At 71.0% G+C, this 15,326-nt stretch carries 16 protein-coding genes and 3 tRNA genes; 15 read left to right on the top strand and 4 right to left on the bottom strand.

The features are described 5' to 3' along the window. From nuoI to VNF07_07145, 6 genes are read left to right on the top strand one after another with little or no spacing between them, the layout of a single operon-like run. On the top strand, window positions 1-702 hold the full coding sequence (gene nuoI / locus VNF07_07170) for an NADH-quinone oxidoreductase subunit NuoI (protein HVB06003.1): 702 nt from the start codon (window positions 1-3) through the stop codon (window positions 700-702). Continuing rightward, on the top strand, window positions 702-1,364 hold the full coding sequence (locus VNF07_07165; protein ID HVB06002.1) for an NADH-quinone oxidoreductase subunit J: 663 nt from the start codon (window positions 702-704) through the stop codon (window positions 1,362-1,364). The genes nuoI and VNF07_07165 overlap by 1 nt, the downstream gene beginning before the upstream one ends. Next, a complete protein-coding gene (nuoK, locus tag VNF07_07160) occupies window positions 1,361-1,666 on the top strand; it encodes an NADH-quinone oxidoreductase subunit NuoK (protein HVB06001.1) in 306 nt (101 codons plus the stop codon). Before VNF07_07165 ends, nuoK begins: the two co-directional genes overlap by 4 nt. A gap of 4 nt (window positions 1,667-1,670) precedes the next feature. Further along, window positions 1,671-3,557, top strand: coding sequence for an NADH-quinone oxidoreductase subunit L (nuoL, locus tag VNF07_07155; GenBank protein HVB06000.1), 1,887 nt, complete (start codon window positions 1,671-1,673; stop codon window positions 3,555-3,557). Then, on the top strand, window positions 3,557-5,122 hold the full coding sequence (locus VNF07_07150; protein HVB05999.1) for an NADH-quinone oxidoreductase subunit M: 1,566 nt from the start codon (window positions 3,557-3,559) through the stop codon (window positions 5,120-5,122). Before nuoL ends, VNF07_07150 begins: the two co-directional genes overlap by 1 nt. Next, window positions 5,119-6,684, top strand: a complete 1,566-nt coding sequence (locus tag VNF07_07145) for an NADH-quinone oxidoreductase subunit N (protein ID HVB05998.1) — start codon at window positions 5,119-5,121, stop codon at window positions 6,682-6,684. Before VNF07_07150 ends, VNF07_07145 begins: the two co-directional genes overlap by 4 nt. Window positions 6,685-6,743: 59 nt before the next feature. Here the strand turns inward: VNF07_07145 and VNF07_07140 are convergent, their stop codons facing one another. Then, window positions 6,744-7,232, bottom strand: a complete 489-nt coding sequence (locus tag VNF07_07140; protein ID HVB05997.1) for a YajQ family cyclic di-GMP-binding protein — start codon at window positions 7,230-7,232, stop codon at window positions 6,744-6,746. A 131-nt stretch (window positions 7,233-7,363) separates the two neighbouring features. Here VNF07_07140 and VNF07_07135 point away from each other — a divergent pair. Then, window positions 7,364-7,445 (top strand) — tRNA-Tyr (locus VNF07_07135). 109 nt (window positions 7,446-7,554) lie between these two features. Here VNF07_07135 and VNF07_07130 read toward each other — a convergent pair. After that, window positions 7,555-9,030 (bottom strand): CYTH and CHAD domain-containing protein, encoded by a 1,476-nt coding sequence (locus VNF07_07130; GenBank protein HVB05996.1) that lies wholly within the window; start codon window positions 9,028-9,030, stop codon window positions 7,555-7,557. A gap of 125 nt (window positions 9,031-9,155) precedes the next feature. On the opposite strand from VNF07_07130, the gene ppk2 reads away from it, so the two are divergent. Next, a complete protein-coding gene (ppk2, locus tag VNF07_07125) occupies window positions 9,156-10,103 on the top strand; it encodes a polyphosphate kinase 2 (protein HVB05995.1) in 948 nt (315 codons plus the stop codon). Between the two features lie 146 nt (window positions 10,104-10,249). Then, window positions 10,250-11,980 (top strand): polyprenol phosphomannose-dependent alpha 1,6 mannosyltransferase MptB, encoded by a 1,731-nt coding sequence (gene mptB, locus VNF07_07120; protein HVB05994.1) that lies wholly within the window; start codon window positions 10,250-10,252, stop codon window positions 11,978-11,980. On the opposite strand, the gene VNF07_07115 is transcribed toward mptB, so the two are convergent. Further along, entirely contained in the window at window positions 11,960-12,454 is a 495-nt protein-coding gene (locus VNF07_07115) for a GNAT family N-acetyltransferase (protein HVB05993.1), read from the bottom strand. The two genes, mptB and VNF07_07115, sit on opposite strands and share 21 nt — an antisense overlap. Before the next feature lie 62 nt (window positions 12,455-12,516). Between VNF07_07115 and VNF07_07110 the strand changes: the two genes are divergently transcribed. From VNF07_07110 to VNF07_07090, 5 genes are all read left to right on the top strand, one after another. Next, window positions 12,517-12,591: transfer RNA gene (locus VNF07_07110), tRNA-Thr, on the top strand. Between the two features lie 4 nt (window positions 12,592-12,595). Further along, a tRNA-Met gene (locus VNF07_07105) sits at window positions 12,596-12,669 on the top strand. A gap of 77 nt (window positions 12,670-12,746) precedes the next feature. After that, window positions 12,747-12,911, top strand: a complete 165-nt coding sequence (gene rpmG, locus VNF07_07100) for a 50S ribosomal protein L33 (GenBank protein ID HVB05992.1) — start codon at window positions 12,747-12,749, stop codon at window positions 12,909-12,911. Continuing rightward, the gene (locus VNF07_07095; GenBank protein HVB05991.1) at window positions 12,866-13,555 is read left to right on the top strand and encodes a sigma-70 family RNA polymerase sigma factor; all 690 of its coding nucleotides are present in this window, start codon (window positions 12,866-12,868) and stop codon (window positions 13,553-13,555) included. Before rpmG ends, VNF07_07095 begins: the two co-directional genes overlap by 46 nt. Then, complete coding sequence (locus tag VNF07_07090) at window positions 13,552-13,929, top strand: hypothetical protein (GenBank protein ID HVB05990.1); 378 nt, start codon at window positions 13,552-13,554, stop codon at window positions 13,927-13,929. Before VNF07_07095 ends, VNF07_07090 begins: the two co-directional genes overlap by 4 nt. On the opposite strand, the gene VNF07_07085 is transcribed toward VNF07_07090, so the two are convergent. Next, window positions 13,926-14,753, bottom strand: coding sequence for a class I SAM-dependent methyltransferase (locus tag VNF07_07085; protein HVB05989.1), 828 nt, complete (start codon window positions 14,751-14,753; stop codon window positions 13,926-13,928). The two genes, VNF07_07090 and VNF07_07085, sit on opposite strands and share 4 nt — an antisense overlap. Window positions 14,754-15,143: 390 nt before the next feature. Between VNF07_07085 and VNF07_07080 the strand changes: the two genes are divergently transcribed. Next, on the top strand, window positions 15,144-15,326 hold a 183-nt coding region (locus VNF07_07080; GenBank protein HVB05988.1), incomplete at its 3' end, for a L,D-transpeptidase.

Raw genomic sequence — 15,326 nt, 5'->3', positions numbered from 1 at the left:
ATGGCGGGCGGCGCGGGTCCTTCGATTCTGAGCTTCTTCGGTGGCTTCCGCATCTCCTTGAAGCAGGTCTTCGAGCCGCGGGTGACGACCGAGTACCCGAAGGTGAAGAAGCCGAAGCCGCCGCGCGCGCACGGCCGCCACGTCCTCAACCGTTACGAGGACGGGATGGAGAAGTGCATCGGCTGCGAGCTGTGCGCCGCGGTGTGCCCAGCGGACTGCATCTACGTGCGCGGCGCCGACAACAACCCCGACGAACCGGTCTCGCCGGGAGAGCGCTACGGCTTCGTCTACGAGATCAACTACCTGCGCTGCATCCACTGCGACCTGTGCGTCGAGGCCTGCCCGACCGAGGCGATCACCGAGTCGAAGATGTTCGAGTTCTCCTTCACGAGCCGCGCCGACGCGATCTACACAAGGGACGAGCTCGTCGTCGACGACGAGGGGCGGCCGAAGAAGCTCCCCTGGGAGGACTGGCGGGAGGGCGACGACCGCTACACCTCGGCGTGGATGCGCGCCACCTCCCCCTCGGGGGCGGCCTCCTACGAGGGCGAGGTGCAGTGGTCGGGCGAGCTCGGCTACGGCGTGCGCGCTCCCGAGGGCGGCCAGTCGCCGCGGCGGGACGACGCCGCGACCGGCAACTTCGCGATCCGCACCGTGTCCCGCGACAAGATCCCCTTCCGCCTCGGCGGACGGGTCCGCTGATGCCGCTGTTGCTCGGCGCGACCGTCGCGGACGCGCTGACCTTCGTCATCGCCGCCGCGGTGGTGCTGGTCGGCGCACTCGGCGTCGTCCTCGCGAAGAACCCCGTGCACTCGGCGCTGATGCTCGTGATGACGCTCTTCGGCGTCGCCGTGCTGTTCGTCGAGGAGGACGCGCAGTTCCTCGCCGCGGTGCAGGTGATCGTCTACGCGGGGGCGATCGTCGTCCTCTTCCTCTTCGTGATCATGCTCATCGGCGTCGACCGCGAGGAGCGGGTCCTCGCCGACACCTTCCGCGGCCAGCGGGTGGTCGCCCTCGTCCTCGGCCTGCTCGTCCTCGCGGAGGTCGTCCTCCTCGGGACCGGCCACTGGGTGACCGGCGCGCACACCGTCACGGCACCGGCGACGGGGGGAGCGGGCAACACCAAGGCGATCGGCGAGGCCCTCTTCACGACCTACCTGCTGCCCTTCGAGGTGACCTCGGCACTGCTCGTCGTCGCCGTCGTCGGGGCGGTCGTCCTCGCCCGCCGCCACCTGCAGGGCGAGGCCGGGCCCGAGCTCGGCGCCCGCGAGGCGAGCGAGCTCGCTGCGGCGCGCACCGACGGGGCCGGTGTCGAGCTAGCCTCCGGGGCCGAGGTCGAACAGAGCGAGGCGGGGCCGCGATGAGCGTCAACGCCGGCTGGTACCTCACGCTCGCGGCGATCGTCTTCACGATCGGCGCCGTCGGCCTGCTCGTCCGCCGCAACGTCCTCGTGATGTTCATGTGCATCGAGCTGATGCTGAACGCCGCCAACCTCACCTTCGTCTCGTTCGCCCGCGCCCTCGGCGACATCGCCGGCCAGGTCGCGGTCTTCTTCGTCCTCGTCGTGGCGGCGGCCGAGGTCGTCGTCGGCCTCGGGATCATCGTCGCCATCTTCCGCCGCCACCCCGGTGCGACGGCCGACGACGCCCACGTGCTGAAGGGCTGACCCGGTGCTCTCGCTCGCGTTCCTGATCCCCCTCCTCCCCCTCGCGGGCTACCTCCTCCTCACGCTCTACGGCCGCCGCCTCGGCAACCCCCGCGCCGGATGGCTGGCGACGGCGATGATCGCCGGCTCGTTCGTCTTCACGGTGCTCGTCTTCGCCGCGCTCTTCTCGCGCGACCCCGCCTCGCGCAGCTACACCCTCCACCTCTTCAACTGGTTCGGCGCCGACCGCCTGCAGGTCAACGTGGCGCTCCTCGTCGACCCGCTCTCGATGACGATGGCCGCCTTCGTCACCGGCGTCTCGGCCCTCATCCACCTCTACTCCATCGGCTACATGAGCCACGACCGGGACTTCCCGAAGTTCTTCCTCTACCTCAACCTCTTCGTCTTCTCGATGCTGATGCTCGTCCTCTCGGACAACTTCCTCGTCACCTTCTTCGGCTGGGAGGGCGTCGGCGTCTGCTCCTACTTCCTCATCGCCTTCTGGTTCGAGCGCGACACGGCGGCATCCGCGGGCAAGAAGGCGATGATCTACAACCGCATCGGCGACGCCGGCTTGCTCGTTGCGCTCTTCCTCATCTTCGAGCGGACGGGGAGCCTCAACTACCTCACCGTCTTCTCCCGCCTCGACCGCATCTCACCGACCGACATGGTCGCCATCGCGCTGCTCCTCTTCCTCGGCGCGGTCGGCAAGTCGGCGCAGTTCCCGCTCTTCCCCTGGCTCGCCGACGCGATGGAGGGTCCGACCCCGGTCTCCGCCCTGATCCACGCGGCGACGATGGTCACCGCCGGCGTCTACCTGATGTGCCGGGTCAGCCCGATCCTGCACGCCGCCCCGGACGCCGCGCACGTGATCGCCTGGATCGGCGTGGCGACCGCCTTCATCGGCGCCACCGCCGGCTGCGCGCAGACCGACATCAAGAAGGTCCTCGCCTACTCGACGGTCTCCCAGCTCGGCTACATGTTCCTCGCCGTCGGCTGCGGCGCCTACGACGCGGCGCTCTTCTTGATGCTCACGCACGCCTTCTACAAGGCGCTCCTGTTCCTCTCGGCCGGCTCGGTGATCCACGCCATGGACGACGAGCAGAACATCAAGGTGATGGGGGCGCTGCGCGCGGTGATGCCGCTCACCGCGGTCTCGTTCCTCATCGGCTGGCTCTCGATCGCCGGCGTGCCGCCGTTGTCCGGCTTCTGGTCCAAGAGCGACATCTTGGAGAACGCCTACGCCGTCACGCCCGCCCTGTGGGTGATCGCCGCGGTCACCGCCTTCCTCACCGCCTACTACATGGGACGCGAGTACCTCCTCGTCTTCGGCGGCGTCCGCCGCTGGCAGGAGGCGCACGCCGAGGCGGCGCTGCACCCGCACGACCCGGTGCCGGTGATGACGATCCCGCTCGTCGTGCTCTCGCTCTGCTCGGTCGCCGGCGGCCTCATCAACCTCCCCTTCCATCCGCACTTCGACTTCCTCGAGCGCTGGCTCGACCCCGTCCTCGGCGCGACGCTCTTCTCCCACCCCTTCGGCCTCGGGGCGAAGTGGTCCTTCGCCCTCATCGACGGCGCCCTCGCGATCGCGGGCGCGCTCGCGGCGGTCCAGCTCTGGCGGACGCGGGTCGACCGGCCGGCGCTCGAGCCGCGCCTGCTCTACATGGCCTGGGGGATCGACGCCGCCTACGACCGCCTGATCGCCGTGCCCGCGGCAGCGGCCGCCGCCCGCCTCGCGGAGGGTGACCGCTCGGTGATCGACGGCGCCGTCGTCGGCCTCGCGAGGGCCGTGCGCGACAGCGGCACGCGCCTGCGCAGGGTGCAAAACGGCTACGTCCGCAACTACGCGCTCGGCCTCGTCGGCGGCGTCGTCCTGCTCGTCGCCTACGTCGTCGTGCGGGCGGGACGCTGATGGGAGCGACCAGCTCGGTGCCCTACCTCTCGCTGCTCATCTTCGTGCCGGCCGGCGCGGCGATCCTCGTCGCCTGCCTGCCGAAGGGGAGCCGCCGCGCCATCCAGGGCGTCGCCCTGCTCTCCTCCCTCGGCGTGCTCGGCCTCGCCGCCGCGGTCCTCGCCGTCTTCAAGAGCGGCCAGGGCGGCTTCCAGCTCGTCGTCCACCACAGCTGGATCGCGCCGCTCGGCATCTCCTGGGACCTCGGCATCGACGGGATCTCGCTCTTCCTCCTGCTGATGACGGCGCTGCTCTTCCCGATCACGCTCGCGGGGGCGGGGGAGCGCGAGAACCAGAAGGCCTTCGTCGCCTGGACGCTCCTCCTCGAGGCGGGCTGCATCGGCAGCTTCCTCTCCCTTGACGTGCTCGTCTTCTTCTTGTTCTTCGAGCTGACCCTCGTGCCCGTCTACTTCCTGATCAGCGGGTGGGGCCACGAGGGGCGCGGCCCGGCGGCGACGAAGTTCTTCATCTACACCTTCCTCGCCTCGGCCTTCATGCTCGTCGGCATCATCGCCCTCGTCTTCTTGCACCAGGGCCAGACCGGTGTGACCACCTTCGACGTCCTCGCCCTCTCGCACACCGCGCTCTCGGGGACGGCCGGGATGCTCCTCTTCCTCTCCTTCACGATCGCCTTCGTGGTGAAGGCCCCGGTCTTCCCCTTCCACACCTGGTCCCCGGACGCCTACGCCGAGGGGCCGCCGTCGGCCTCGATCCTCCTCGCCGGGGTGATGGCCAAGCTCGGCACCTACGGCATCGTCCGCTTCGACCTCGAGCTCTTCCCGCACGCGGTGGTCGTGCTCGCGCCGTTGCTCCTCACCCTCGGCGTGGTGGGGATCATCTACGGCGGCGTGGTCGCCGCTGCGCAGCGCGACCTGAAGCGCCTCGTCGCCTACTCCTCGCTCGCGCACATGGGCTTCATCGTGATCGGCGCCTTCGCCCTCACCGGCGAGTCGGTCTCGGGGGCGGTGCTGCAGATGGTGAACCACGGCCTGTACACCGCGGCGCTCTTCCTGCTCATCGCGATGGTCACCAAGCGCACCGGCACCTTCGCGATCGGCCCGATGCGGGGGCTGCAGCGCCGCGCCCCCGTCCTCGCCGGCGTCTTCACCTTCACCGTCCTCGCCTCGATCGGCGTCCCGGGGCTGAACGGCTTCGTCGGGGAGTTCCTGATCCTCGCCGGCACCTTCCTCACCCACCGCTGGTGGGCGGTCGTCGCCACCGCCGGGGTGATCGTCGCCGCCGTCTACCTGCTCTGGGGCTACCAGCAGGTCTTCCACGGCCCGGCGACCTCGGAGTCCCAGGGCTTCGCGGAGATGACCCGCCACGAGCGCCTCGTCGTCGCCCCGCTCGTGCTCGCGATCGTCTTCCTCGGCGTCTACCCGAAGCCCGTACTCGAGCGCATCACGCCGTCGGTGAACGCGCTCATCACCCACGTCGAGCAGGTCGCCCACCCCGTCCTCCCGGCCATCGGAGGGCCGTCGGGGGCACAGCTCACGGCGCACCTCACCGAGGGAGCGGGCAAGTGATCCACCTCCTCGCGACGGCGCTCGTGCTGCCGGCGATCGACTACACGACGATCCTCCCCGAGCTCATCCTCCTCGGCTGGATGCTCGTGCTGCTCGCCGTCTCGGCCCTCGTCAGCCGCACGATCCCGACCGAGGCCTACGCCGCGGCGACGAGCGGGGCGGGGATCGCCTCGCTCATCGCCTCGCTCATCCTCTGGCACGACGTCCAGGACCACGGCGCCTCGAGCGCGATCGCGCACGCCGTCGCCGTCGACGGCTTCACCTGCTTCGTGTACGTCCTCATCTCCTGTGTCGTGATCCTCGCCCCCTTCTTCGGGGCGAGCTTCCTGCGCCGCGAGCAGATGGCCGGCCCGGAGTACTACGTCCTCGCGCTCATCGCGGCGGCGGGGGCGATGCTGATGGGCAGCGCGGACGACCTGATCCTCATCTTCTTGGGCCTCGAGGTCCTCTCGCTCCCGCTCTACGTGATGGCCGGCTTCGACCACCGCAGCGAGGGCTCGACCGAGGCGGCGATGAAGTACTTCGTCCTCGGCGCCTTCTCCTCGGCGGTCTTCGTCTACGGGATCGCCCTCACCTACGGGGCGACCGGCTCGATCAACCTCGCCGAGATCGGCGCCTTCCTGGCGCGCAACACCGTCCTCAGCAACGGGGTGCTCCTCGCCGGGCTGGTGCTGCTCATCGCCGGCTTCGGCTTCAAGATCGCGGCGGTGCCCTTCCACATGTGGACGCCCGACGTCTACGAGGGCTCGCCCACGCCCGCGGTCGGCTTCATGGCGGCGGTCGCCAAGGTCGGCGGCTTCGCGGCGCTGCTGCGGGTGCTGTTCTCGAGCTACCCGACGCTCGCGAGCGACTGGCAGCCGATCCTCTGGATCCTCGCCACCGCCACGCTGCTCACCGGAGCGGTGGTCGCACTCGTGCAGCGCGACGTGAAGCGGATGCTCGCCTACTCCTCGATCAACCACGCAGGCTTCGTGCTGCTCGGCGTGCAGGCGGCGACCGAGCGCGGCCGCTCCGGCGCGCTCTACTACCTCTTTGCCTACGCGCTGCTCGTCCTCGGGAGCTTCGCGGTCGTCGCCATCGTCGGCGGCCGCGGCGACGAGGCCCACGATCTCGAGTCCTACCGCGGCCTCGGCCGACGCGCGCCGACGCTCGCCATCGCCTTCGCGGTGCTCCTCCTGGCCCAGGCGGGAGCGCCCTTCACGACCGGCTTCTTCGCCAAGTTCTACGTGGTCGCGGCGGCCGTCGACGCCCACTCTTACGCGCTCGCGGTGATCGCGATGGTCTCGGCGTCGATCGCCGTCTTCTTCTACCTGCGCGTCGTGCTGTTGATGTTCGGCGAGGCGCCGGCGGTCGACGAGGAGGTGGCGGAGCAGGCCGCAGCCGGGGCGAGCGGCGGCGGCACGGCGCTCGCGCTCCGCCAGCTGGACGCCACCCGCGCGCTCGCCCTCGACAACTGGGCGCTCTCGGGGCTCGGCATCGTCGTCCTCGCGACGCTCTTCTTCGGCATCTGGCCGCAGCCGCTCGTCTCGTTCGCGCACGACGCGACGCTGCTCTTCCGCTGACGTGAGGATCCACCCCGCAGCGCCGGCGTAGCGGCCGGCGGTGGGACCGTGCGGGTGGCTCAGTCCCGGAAGTTGCCGAACTGCAGCGGGATGCCGAGGTCCAGCTCCTTCAGCGCCGCGATCACCGCCTGCAGGTCGTCGCGCTTCTTCCCGTTGACGCGCACCTGCTCACCCTGGGCCTGGGAGCTCACGCCCTTCAGGTTGAGGTCCTTCACCGCCTTGTTGATCTGCTTCGCGCGGTCAGAGGAGATGCCGGCCTGCAGCTTCACGAGCTGGCGGAGGGTGCCCTTCGAGGCCTCCTCGGCCTTTTGGTAGTCGAGGGCCTTCAGCGAGACGTTGCGGCGGACGAGCTTCTCCTCGAGCACCTGCTGCAGCGCCCGCAGGCGGTCGTCGGTCGGCGCGTGCAGCTCGATCTCCTCGGGGCGCAGCTCGATCGTCGCCCCGGTGTTCTTGAAGTCGAAGCGGGTCGAGACTTCGCGCTCGGCCTGGTCGACGGCGTTGCGGACTTCTTGCATGTCCACTTCGGAGGTGATGTCGAAAGTCGGCATGCCGGAAACGATAGCCAGGGCGCCCCCGGATCTCGGCTTGCGGGCCGTCGGCTCTGGCCTCGGGCCCTCGGATTCGGCGTGCGGGCCTTCGGATTCGGCGTGCGGGCCTTCGGATAGGGTGTCGCCCCGACGGGTCGGTACCCAAGTGGCCAACGGGAGCAGACTGTAAATCTGCCGGCAGCGCCTTCGTAGGTTCGAATCCTACCCGGCCCACGTCGCATTAGGCAGTAGACGCCCAGCTCGAGGCGGCTTTTCGAGCTTCGATCGGCCGCCGGTTCCTGGCGTCGGCGGGCTGCCCGTTCGCGCGGAGCCGGAGCACCGATCAGCCGCCGAGCGCCGCCGCCCGCGCCTTTGGGAGGTGGCCGTCGACCTCGGCGACCCGCCGCTCCTCGTCGCGGGCGAGCGCGCCGAGCGCGAAGGTCACTGCGCGCGAGGCGTCGTCGCCGTCGTGCGCCAACTCCTCGAGAAAGGCGCGGGAGACCACGGCGTCCTGGCGCTCGCCGAGCCGCTCCTGCACCTCCTCGAAGTGGCGCGCGAGCGCAGCGGCGCGGCGCGGACGCAGCGGAGCGATCGTCTCGGCGGCGTAGCGGGCGCGCTTCGCGGCCTTGCGGGCCTCGTGGAGGAGGACGTCGCGTGCGGGCCCCTCCGCGCGCCGTCCCCGCCGCAGGCGCCGCCGCACGCGTCGAGCGTCGTGGTCGACGCGTGCGAGGAGCTGCTGGCGGCGGGGTCGGCGGCCGGCGCGATAGGCGGGTCGGTCGGCGAAGGCGAGCACGTCGTCGAGGAGCGCCGCGTAGCGGGGGCTGCGCAGGCCCTCGTCGAGGTCTGCGACCGCGGCGCGCTGCTCGCGCTCGATCTGGGCCTTCACCGCCCGCCGAACCTCGGCGCGGCCGCGGAGGGCGAGTGCCTCGCCGATCTCGCCGTCGATGCGGCGCGCCAGCACTTCGAGGTCGCGCGCCGCGCGGAGCAGCCCGGAGAGCCAGCGGAGCTCGACGCCGAGGCGCGCGGACGATCCCTCGTCGAACAGCGGGGCGAAGCTCTGCAGACAGCTGCGCAGCCGACGCGCCGCGACGCGCAGGTCGTGGACGGCATCGGGCCTCCCGCGACGGACGTCGAGGTCACGGGCGACCAGCTCCTCGCTCTGCTCGACGAGGCGCGCCCGCAGCACCTCCCGCCGGTGGTGGACGCGCGCGTCGCGCGAGTCGTCCGGCAACAGCAGCGTCGCGAGCTTGGAGCGTTCGGTCGAGGGGCGGATGCCGACGGCACGGAGCGACGCCGCGACACGCTTCGCGAGCTTGTGACCCCTCGGCTGCACCTCCACCTCGATCTCGCGCCAGCTCCTCGCCCCCGCCTCGCCGACGACCTCGGCGCGCACGGTGTCGTCGGCGATCTCGACGACCGGCCCCGCACTGTCGAGCACCTCGTGCACGACCCGCCGCGTCCGGATCCGCGCCACCGGGCGGAGCGGCTCGCCCCGCAGCCGGGCGAGCACGAGGTCGGCGAGCTCGGCCGGCACCTCGGGGAGCAGCGCGGCCGAGAGCGGGCGACGGATCTCCTCCCGTGTCGCCGCCCCCTCCCCGGGGACCTTCAGGTGCCACCCCGCGTCGCCGCCCCCGCTGCGGCGTCGCAGCGTGAGGCCGCAGCGCAGCAGCCGACGGTCGGTGGTGTCGAAGTAGGTCGCGTCGAGCTCGATCGGTGCGCGATGCGCGATGCGCGCGCCGCTCGGAAGGACCCGTTCGATGTCGGGGAGCTCGGTCGAGCGCTCCGCCTCGTACTTGTGCTCCTCCTCGACGACGTCCATCGCCCCTCCCCACCTCGGCCGTCCTTGTCTCTACCCGATTCGCCGCTGCCGCTCGCAAAGCGCCGGCGCGCCGACAAGGATGCGGAGGTGAGCACGGCCGCGCACCGTCCGGGCCGGGGACCTCGATGACCGTCGAGACCGACGGAGAGCTCCTCGACCTCGACCTCGACCTCTCCAAGTACCTCGACCAGCTCGAGCTCGACGAGACCGAGGACGAGGACGAGCCGGTGCTGCGCTGGAAAGACGGGCGCCTCGTCGACACCTGGCGGGAGGGCTACCCCTACGACGAGCGCCTCGCGCGCCCCGAGTACGACGTCGTGAAGCGCGCGCTGCAGATCGAGCTCCTGCAGCTGCAGAACTGGCTGAAGGACACCGGCGGCCGCCTCCTCGTCCTGTTCGAGGGGCGCGACGCGGCCGGCAAGGGCGGCACGATCAAGCGCTTCACCGAGCACCTCAACCCCCGTGGCACGAGCGCCGTCGCCCTCGAGAAGCCGAACGAGCGCGAGCAGGGGGAGTGGTACTTCCAGCGCTATGTGGAGCACCTCCCCTCCGCCGGCGAGATCGTCCTGTTCGACCGCTCCTGGTACAACCGGGCGGGCGTCGAGCGGGTGATGGGCTACTGCACCGACGCGGAGTACGAGCGCTTCCTCCGCCAGGCACCGGTCTTCGAGCAGCTGCTCGTCGACGACGGCATCCATCTCGTGAAGCTGTGGTTCTCGGTCTCGCGCGCCGAGCAGCGGACGCGCTTTCTGATCCGCAGCATCGACCCGGTCCGCCAGTGGAAGCTCTCGCCGACCGACCTCGCCTCGCTCGACCGCTGGAACGACTACACCGCCGCCAAGGAGGCGATGTTCAAGGCCACCGACACGCCCTTCGCTCCGTGGACGGTGGTGAAGAGCAACGACAAAAAGCGCGCCCGCCTCGGCGCGATGCGCCAGGTGCTCAGCCAGTTCGACTACCCCGGCAAGGACCACGAGCTGGTCGGGGTGCTCGACCCGCTCGTGGTCGGGCCCGCCGCGGAGGTCTACGAGCACGGGGAGAGCGCCGGGGCCTCACTGAGGTTGGGCCTGTAGGCCTCGGGCGGCGCCGAGGGCGAGCACCACCCGAGCCCGAGGCAGCGCGGCGAGGGCCTCGCGGATAGTGGCGGCGACGCGAGAGGTTCTTGTTCACGAGCGATTTTGCCGGTTGCCTGCGGGGGACGGTCGGTACACTCGCGACGATGTCGATGACCGACCTCGACCGGCCGGCCACCGCGGTCGAGGGACGCTCCCGACTTCTCGGTGCGCTCACCCTCGCCGGCGAGCGCCTCTCGGCCGCCCTCGAGCCGCTGCGCGTCCGCGGCCGCACCCTCGCCTCGCTCTTCGCCCGCGGCTCGGGTGCGGCTGCACCCTACGAGCAGGTGCAGCAACTGGTGCACCGCCGCCTCCTCCAGTCGGGCTTCGTCGGCTTCCTCGGGACGCTGCTCATCACCCTCGGCGCCAGCCAGCCGAACTCACCGTTCACCGAGAAGATCCCCGGCGCCTGGTTCTTCGGGATCCCCGGCGCCTGCGACATCTCGGCCGCGGCACCACCCTGCAACGCGCCGGTCCCGCCGCCCGGCTCGGGACTGTTCTTCGGGGTCGTCGCCGTCTACGGCGGGATGATCCTGTTGATGCGCGCCTGGTACGACATCGTGCGCGTCGTCTCGCGCCACCGCGGCGTGCCGCTCCGGCGGCTGGCGCTCGTCTTCTGCGCCTGGGCGCTGCCGCTGCTCGTCGTCGCGCCGCTGTTCTCGCGGGACCTCTACAGCTACGCGGCGCAGGGCGAGATGATGTCGCACCACCTCAACCCCTACCTCTACGGCCCCGCCGACCTCGGCAGCTCGCCGATCCTCACCTACCTTCCGGACGGCCTCTGGGGCCACGTCACCTCGCCTTATGGTCCGGTCTTCCTCGCCCTCGCCGGCTGGATCGTCGAGATCGCCCGCCACGACCCGCTCGCCTCGGTGGTCGGCATGCGTCTCCTCGCCCTCGTGGGCACGCTCCTGTTCGCGGTCGCGATCCCTTCGATCGCCCGCTCCTTCGGCCGCGACGGGGCGACCGCCTTCACCCTCGCGGCGCTCAACCCGCTGATCCTGCTGCACCTCATCGGCGGTGGCCACAACGACGCACTGATGATCGGCCTGCTGGCGGTCGGGTACGCGTTGGCGCGGCGCGGCCAATTCTTCCTCGGCATCGTGTGCTGCGCGCTCGGCGCGGTGGTGAAGGTGCCGGCGATCGTCGGTGTGATCTACATCGGCTGGGAGTGGATCGGCCCCGGCCACAGCCCCCGCGAGCGGGTGCGGCCGACGGCCAGCGCGCTGCTGATCGCCGGCGGGGTGATGGCCGCCGTCTCGGTGCTCGCCGGCCTCGGATGGGGCTGGATCTCCGGGCTCTCCAACCCCGACCAGATCCGCTCCTGGCTCGACCCGGCGACCGCCCTCGGCCTCGCCGGTGGCAAGATCGCCGGCCTCGTCGGCCTCGGTGGCCTCGCGCACCCGTTCCTCACGCTGACCCGCGGCGGGGCGATGCTCCTCGCGGTGGGGGTCGCGCTCCGCCTGCTGCTCGGCTCGGAGGCGATCGGCCCGCTGCGGGCGATCGGCTGGACCCTCGTCGCCTTCGCCGCGCTCGGGCCCGTCGTCCAGCCCTGGTACCTCACGTGGGGTTTCGTCTTCCTCGCCCCGGTCGTCGTGGGGGCCGCCCGCCACGTGCTCTGCGTCTTTTCGGCCGCCGCCTGCTTCCTCGGCCTGCCGGGGGGCTTCGTGCTCGTCGACGAGCTCGGGGTCGCCAATCCGCTCCTCGTGAGCATCGCCTCGCTTGCCCTCGTCGGGCTGGTCGCGGTGCTCGTGGTGCCACGGCTGCGCCGGCTGCGCCGGCTCGCGGCGGCGCCCGCCGAGCTCGAGCTCGCGGCCTCAGTCCCCCTGCACGAGTAGCTGCATCAGGGCGACGTCGAGCCAGTGGCCGAACTTTCGGCCGATCTCGCGCTCGACGCCGACGAGCTCGAAGCCGCAGGCGCGGTGCAGAGCGATCGAGGCCTCGTGGTCGCCGACGACGCGCGCCATCACCGAGTGGAAGCCGTGCGTGCCGGCGAGCTCGACGATGCGGGCGAGGAGGGCCTTGCCGACGCCGGCGCCGCGGTGGGGGGCGGCGACGTAGACCGAGTCCTCGGCGCTCGTCGAGTAGGCGGGCCGCGGGCGGTAGGGGGAGAGGCAGGCGAAACCGGCGATCTCGCCGTCGACCTCGGCGACGACCACGGGGTAGACGCCGGAGTGCGCGGCCATCCAGGCCCGCTGCTCCTTCTCGTCGCGCGCCACCAGGTCGAAGGTGACGGTCGAGGTGAGGACCTCGACGTTGTAGATCTGGCGGATCGCCTCGGCGTCGCGCTCTTCGGCGAGTCGTAGCTGCATACCGCGAAGATAGAAGGCCCCGGGGAGCACCCCGGGAGAGCACTAACATGACGGCGCCACGGGCCCCCTTAGCTCAGTGGCAGAGCACTTCCATGGTAAGGAAGGGGTCGTCGGTTCAAATCCGACAGGGGGCTCCACCGCGGCGGCGTAGCTCAGTCGGTCAGAGCACACGGCTCATAATCGTGGGGTCGCGGGTTCGAGTCCCGCCGCCGCTACTACTGCTACTAGAGTGGCTTTCCAGTGCAGCCCGCCCTTCGGGGCCGCGGCCGCGTTGTCAGGACAAGGAGTCCCGGTGGCGAAGAACGAACGGCGCGTGCAGGTCACCTTGGAGTGCGAGGTCTGCAAGCGGCGCAACTACATCACGACGAAGAACCGGCAGAACGACCGCGAGCGCATCGAGATGCGCAAGTACTGCCGCTTCGACCGCCAGCACACCCTCCACAAGGAAACCCGCTGATTCCGCCGGGCGACGCGCCGAACGGCGCGCTCACCCGGCAACGCCCCGCGCCCGCCGCCCGTAGCGGGCTGCCCGGGGCCGCTCCCACCGCTCCTGAGCCCTCCGCCGCGCTCGTCGCGCGCGCTCGCGAGGGGGACACCGAGGCCTTCGCGGAGCTCGTCGCGGCCACCTCGCCTGCGGTCTACGCGCTGGCGCTGCGCCTCGTGGGCAACGAGCACGACGCGAGCGACGTCCTTCAGGAGACCTACCTGCGGGCCTTCAACGCCATCGGCCGCTTCCGCGGCGATGCCTCGGTCGCGACCTGGCTCTACCGGATCTGCGCGAACTGCGCCTCCTCGCAGCGCACGAGGAGCGGCCGCCGCCGGACCGAGCCCTTCGACGACGAGCTCGCGCTCATCGAGGTGCGGGGCGAGGCGAACCCCGAGGTCGCGGCGACCCGTAGCGACGAGCGCGCCGAGCTTGTTCGTGCGCTCGGCGCCCTCCCCTGGGGGCTGCGGGCGGTCGTCGTGCTGCGCGACATCTACGACCTGCCGCACGGGGCGATCGCCGCAGAGCTCGGCATCTCGCGCACCGCCGCCAAGGTGCGCCTGCACCGCGCCCGCCGGCTGCTGCGCGAGCGGCTCTACCCGGTGGCGGCCAAGTGACGAGCTGCGCGGAGGTCGCCCGTCGCCTGCCGGCGATCCTCGACGGCGCTGCCGCCGGCGACGAGGTGGTGACCCACGTCGAGAGCTGCCTCGCCTGCAGGAGCGAGCTCGCCCGCTACAAGAAGATGATGCGCCTCCTCGGCCAGTTGCGCGAGGAGCGCCCGGCGGTCCCCGACGGCCTGATCGAAGGGGTCCTCACCTCGCTCGGCGTCGCCGCCGAGCGGCAGATGATCCGCTCCGCGCTCTCGCACCGCCGCCTCGCCTACAGCGGGGGGCTCGCGCTCTCGATCGCCGTCGCCTCGGGCGTCGTCGTCCTCGCCCGCGCCCGCCTCCAGGTGAAGTCCGCCGGAGCGGAGGAGGCCGCGCTCCGCTAGCTGCCGCTTCGCGTCGCGAGCAGCGTGAAGCTGAGCGGGAGGCGGGGCGAGCCCTCAGGCAGGACATAGCGCTGGTCCGCGATGCGCACCATCGATTCCAAGCGGGCGAAGCTCGTCCAGTCGTGCTCGATCAATCGGTCGAGCACCATGCCCTCGCCGATGAGGGCGTTCACGATCTCGCCGAGGGAATGGTTCCACTCGTAGCTGACGGTCGCGGTGAGTGGCCGGATGGCGTCGGTGTAGGTCTCCTCCTCGTCCCAGGCGCGCGGTGCGACCTCCTCGAAGTAGGAGGAGTCCGGGACGAGCTCCTCTCCCATGCAGGCCTGCGCGAAAGGGTGGGCGTCGTGCAGGAAGAGGCGGCCACCCGGGCGCAGGAGCGCGGCGACCTCGTGCGCCCAACGGGCGACCGAGGGGAGCCAGCACAGGGCGCCGAGGCTCACGTACACGAGGTCGAAGGCGGCTCGGCCGAGAAGAGCGCTCGCCTCGTCGACGGTGCCGAGAACGAAGCGGGCGCGCGCCGCGAGGCCCGACTCGTCGGCGAGGGCCTGGGCGCGTGCGATCGCGGCGGGGGAGAAGTCGAGGCCGGTGATGCGCGCCCCGACGCGAGCGAGGGAGAGGGTGTCCATCCCGAAGTGGCACTGCAGGTGACAGATATCGAGTCCCTCGACGGGGCCGATGAGGGCGAGCTCGTCCGGACGCGGGCCGCGGCCGTCTGTGAGCCACCCGGCGACGTCGTAGAAGCGGGAGGCGGCGTGGATCTCGACCGAGTCGTCCCACATCGCGCGGTTCGCCTGGAGGAAGTCGGCCGTCGGCTCGTCGGTCATCAGCTGCGCAGCCTATGAGCTTTCCGATCGCGCGCCGGGCGACCTCGGTGCGCTGAACTGAAGACCAGTAGGTGCAGGTGGGCTGCCCTTTCCGCAACCCCGGATAGCCGACCCGTCGGTTCGGGCCGTCGCGTTTATCGGCGCCACAAAGGGGCAGAGCGGCGACATGAGGTGGCGCACAATCCAATAAAGACGCACGAGAGGCAATGTCCTCCATTCGCGCCGCAACAGCGCCGTCGGCCTGCTCTCCGACGACTATCTCGTGCACGCCGATCTCACTTCACGTCGCCTCGTGGTCCTCCGCGGGAGTCGGTCCCTTGTCTCCGCTCCCGTCGGGGTGGGTCGATCGCTGCTGCCCATGCCCTCGGGACCTATGACCTGGTGGACTTGATGAAGCAGCCCGACCCAGCGGGCACCTATGACCCCTATGCGTTCGGGCTGTCGGCTTTCTCGGACGTCCTCTCGAGCTTCGGTGGTGGTCCGGGCGAGATCGGGCTGCACGGAACCGATCAGCCGACGAGCGTCGGCGCCGACGTCAGCCACGGCTGCCTGCGGGTCTCGAACGCGACGATC

The organism is Acidimicrobiales bacterium (assembly GCA_035533595.1).
Lineage (GTDB): Bacteria > Actinomycetota > Acidimicrobiia > Acidimicrobiales > Bog-793 > DATLTN01.
This window is presented reverse-complemented; position numbering and strand designations above follow the sequence as displayed.

Coding starts and splice junctions, on each gene's coding strand:
- nuoI (HVB06003.1), top strand. CDS start 1: ATGGCGGGCGGCGCGGGTCCTTCGATTCTGAGCTTCTTCGGTGGCTTC.
- VNF07_07165 (HVB06002.1), top strand. CDS start 702: ATGCCGCTGTTGCTCGGCGCGACCGTCGCGGACGCGCTGACCTTCGTC.
- nuoK (HVB06001.1), top strand. CDS start 1,361: ATGAGCGTCAACGCCGGCTGGTACCTCACGCTCGCGGCGATCGTCTTC.
- VNF07_07150 (HVB05999.1), top strand. CDS start 3,557: ATGGGAGCGACCAGCTCGGTGCCCTACCTCTCGCTGCTCATCTTCGTG.
- VNF07_07140 (HVB05997.1), bottom strand. CDS start 7,232: ATGCCGACTTTCGACATCACCTCCGAAGTGGACATGCAAGAAGTCCGC.
- VNF07_07130 (HVB05996.1), bottom strand. CDS start 9,030: ATGGACGTCGTCGAGGAGGAGCACAAGTACGAGGCGGAGCGCTCGACC.
- ppk2 (HVB05995.1), top strand. CDS start 9,156: ATGACCGTCGAGACCGACGGAGAGCTCCTCGACCTCGACCTCGACCTC.
- mptB (HVB05994.1), top strand. CDS start 10,250: ATGTCGATGACCGACCTCGACCGGCCGGCCACCGCGGTCGAGGGACGC.
- VNF07_07115 (HVB05993.1), bottom strand. CDS start 12,454: ATGCAGCTACGACTCGCCGAAGAGCGCGACGCCGAGGCGATCCGCCAG.
- VNF07_07085 (HVB05989.1), bottom strand. CDS start 14,753: ATGACCGACGAGCCGACGGCCGACTTCCTCCAGGCGAACCGCGCGATG.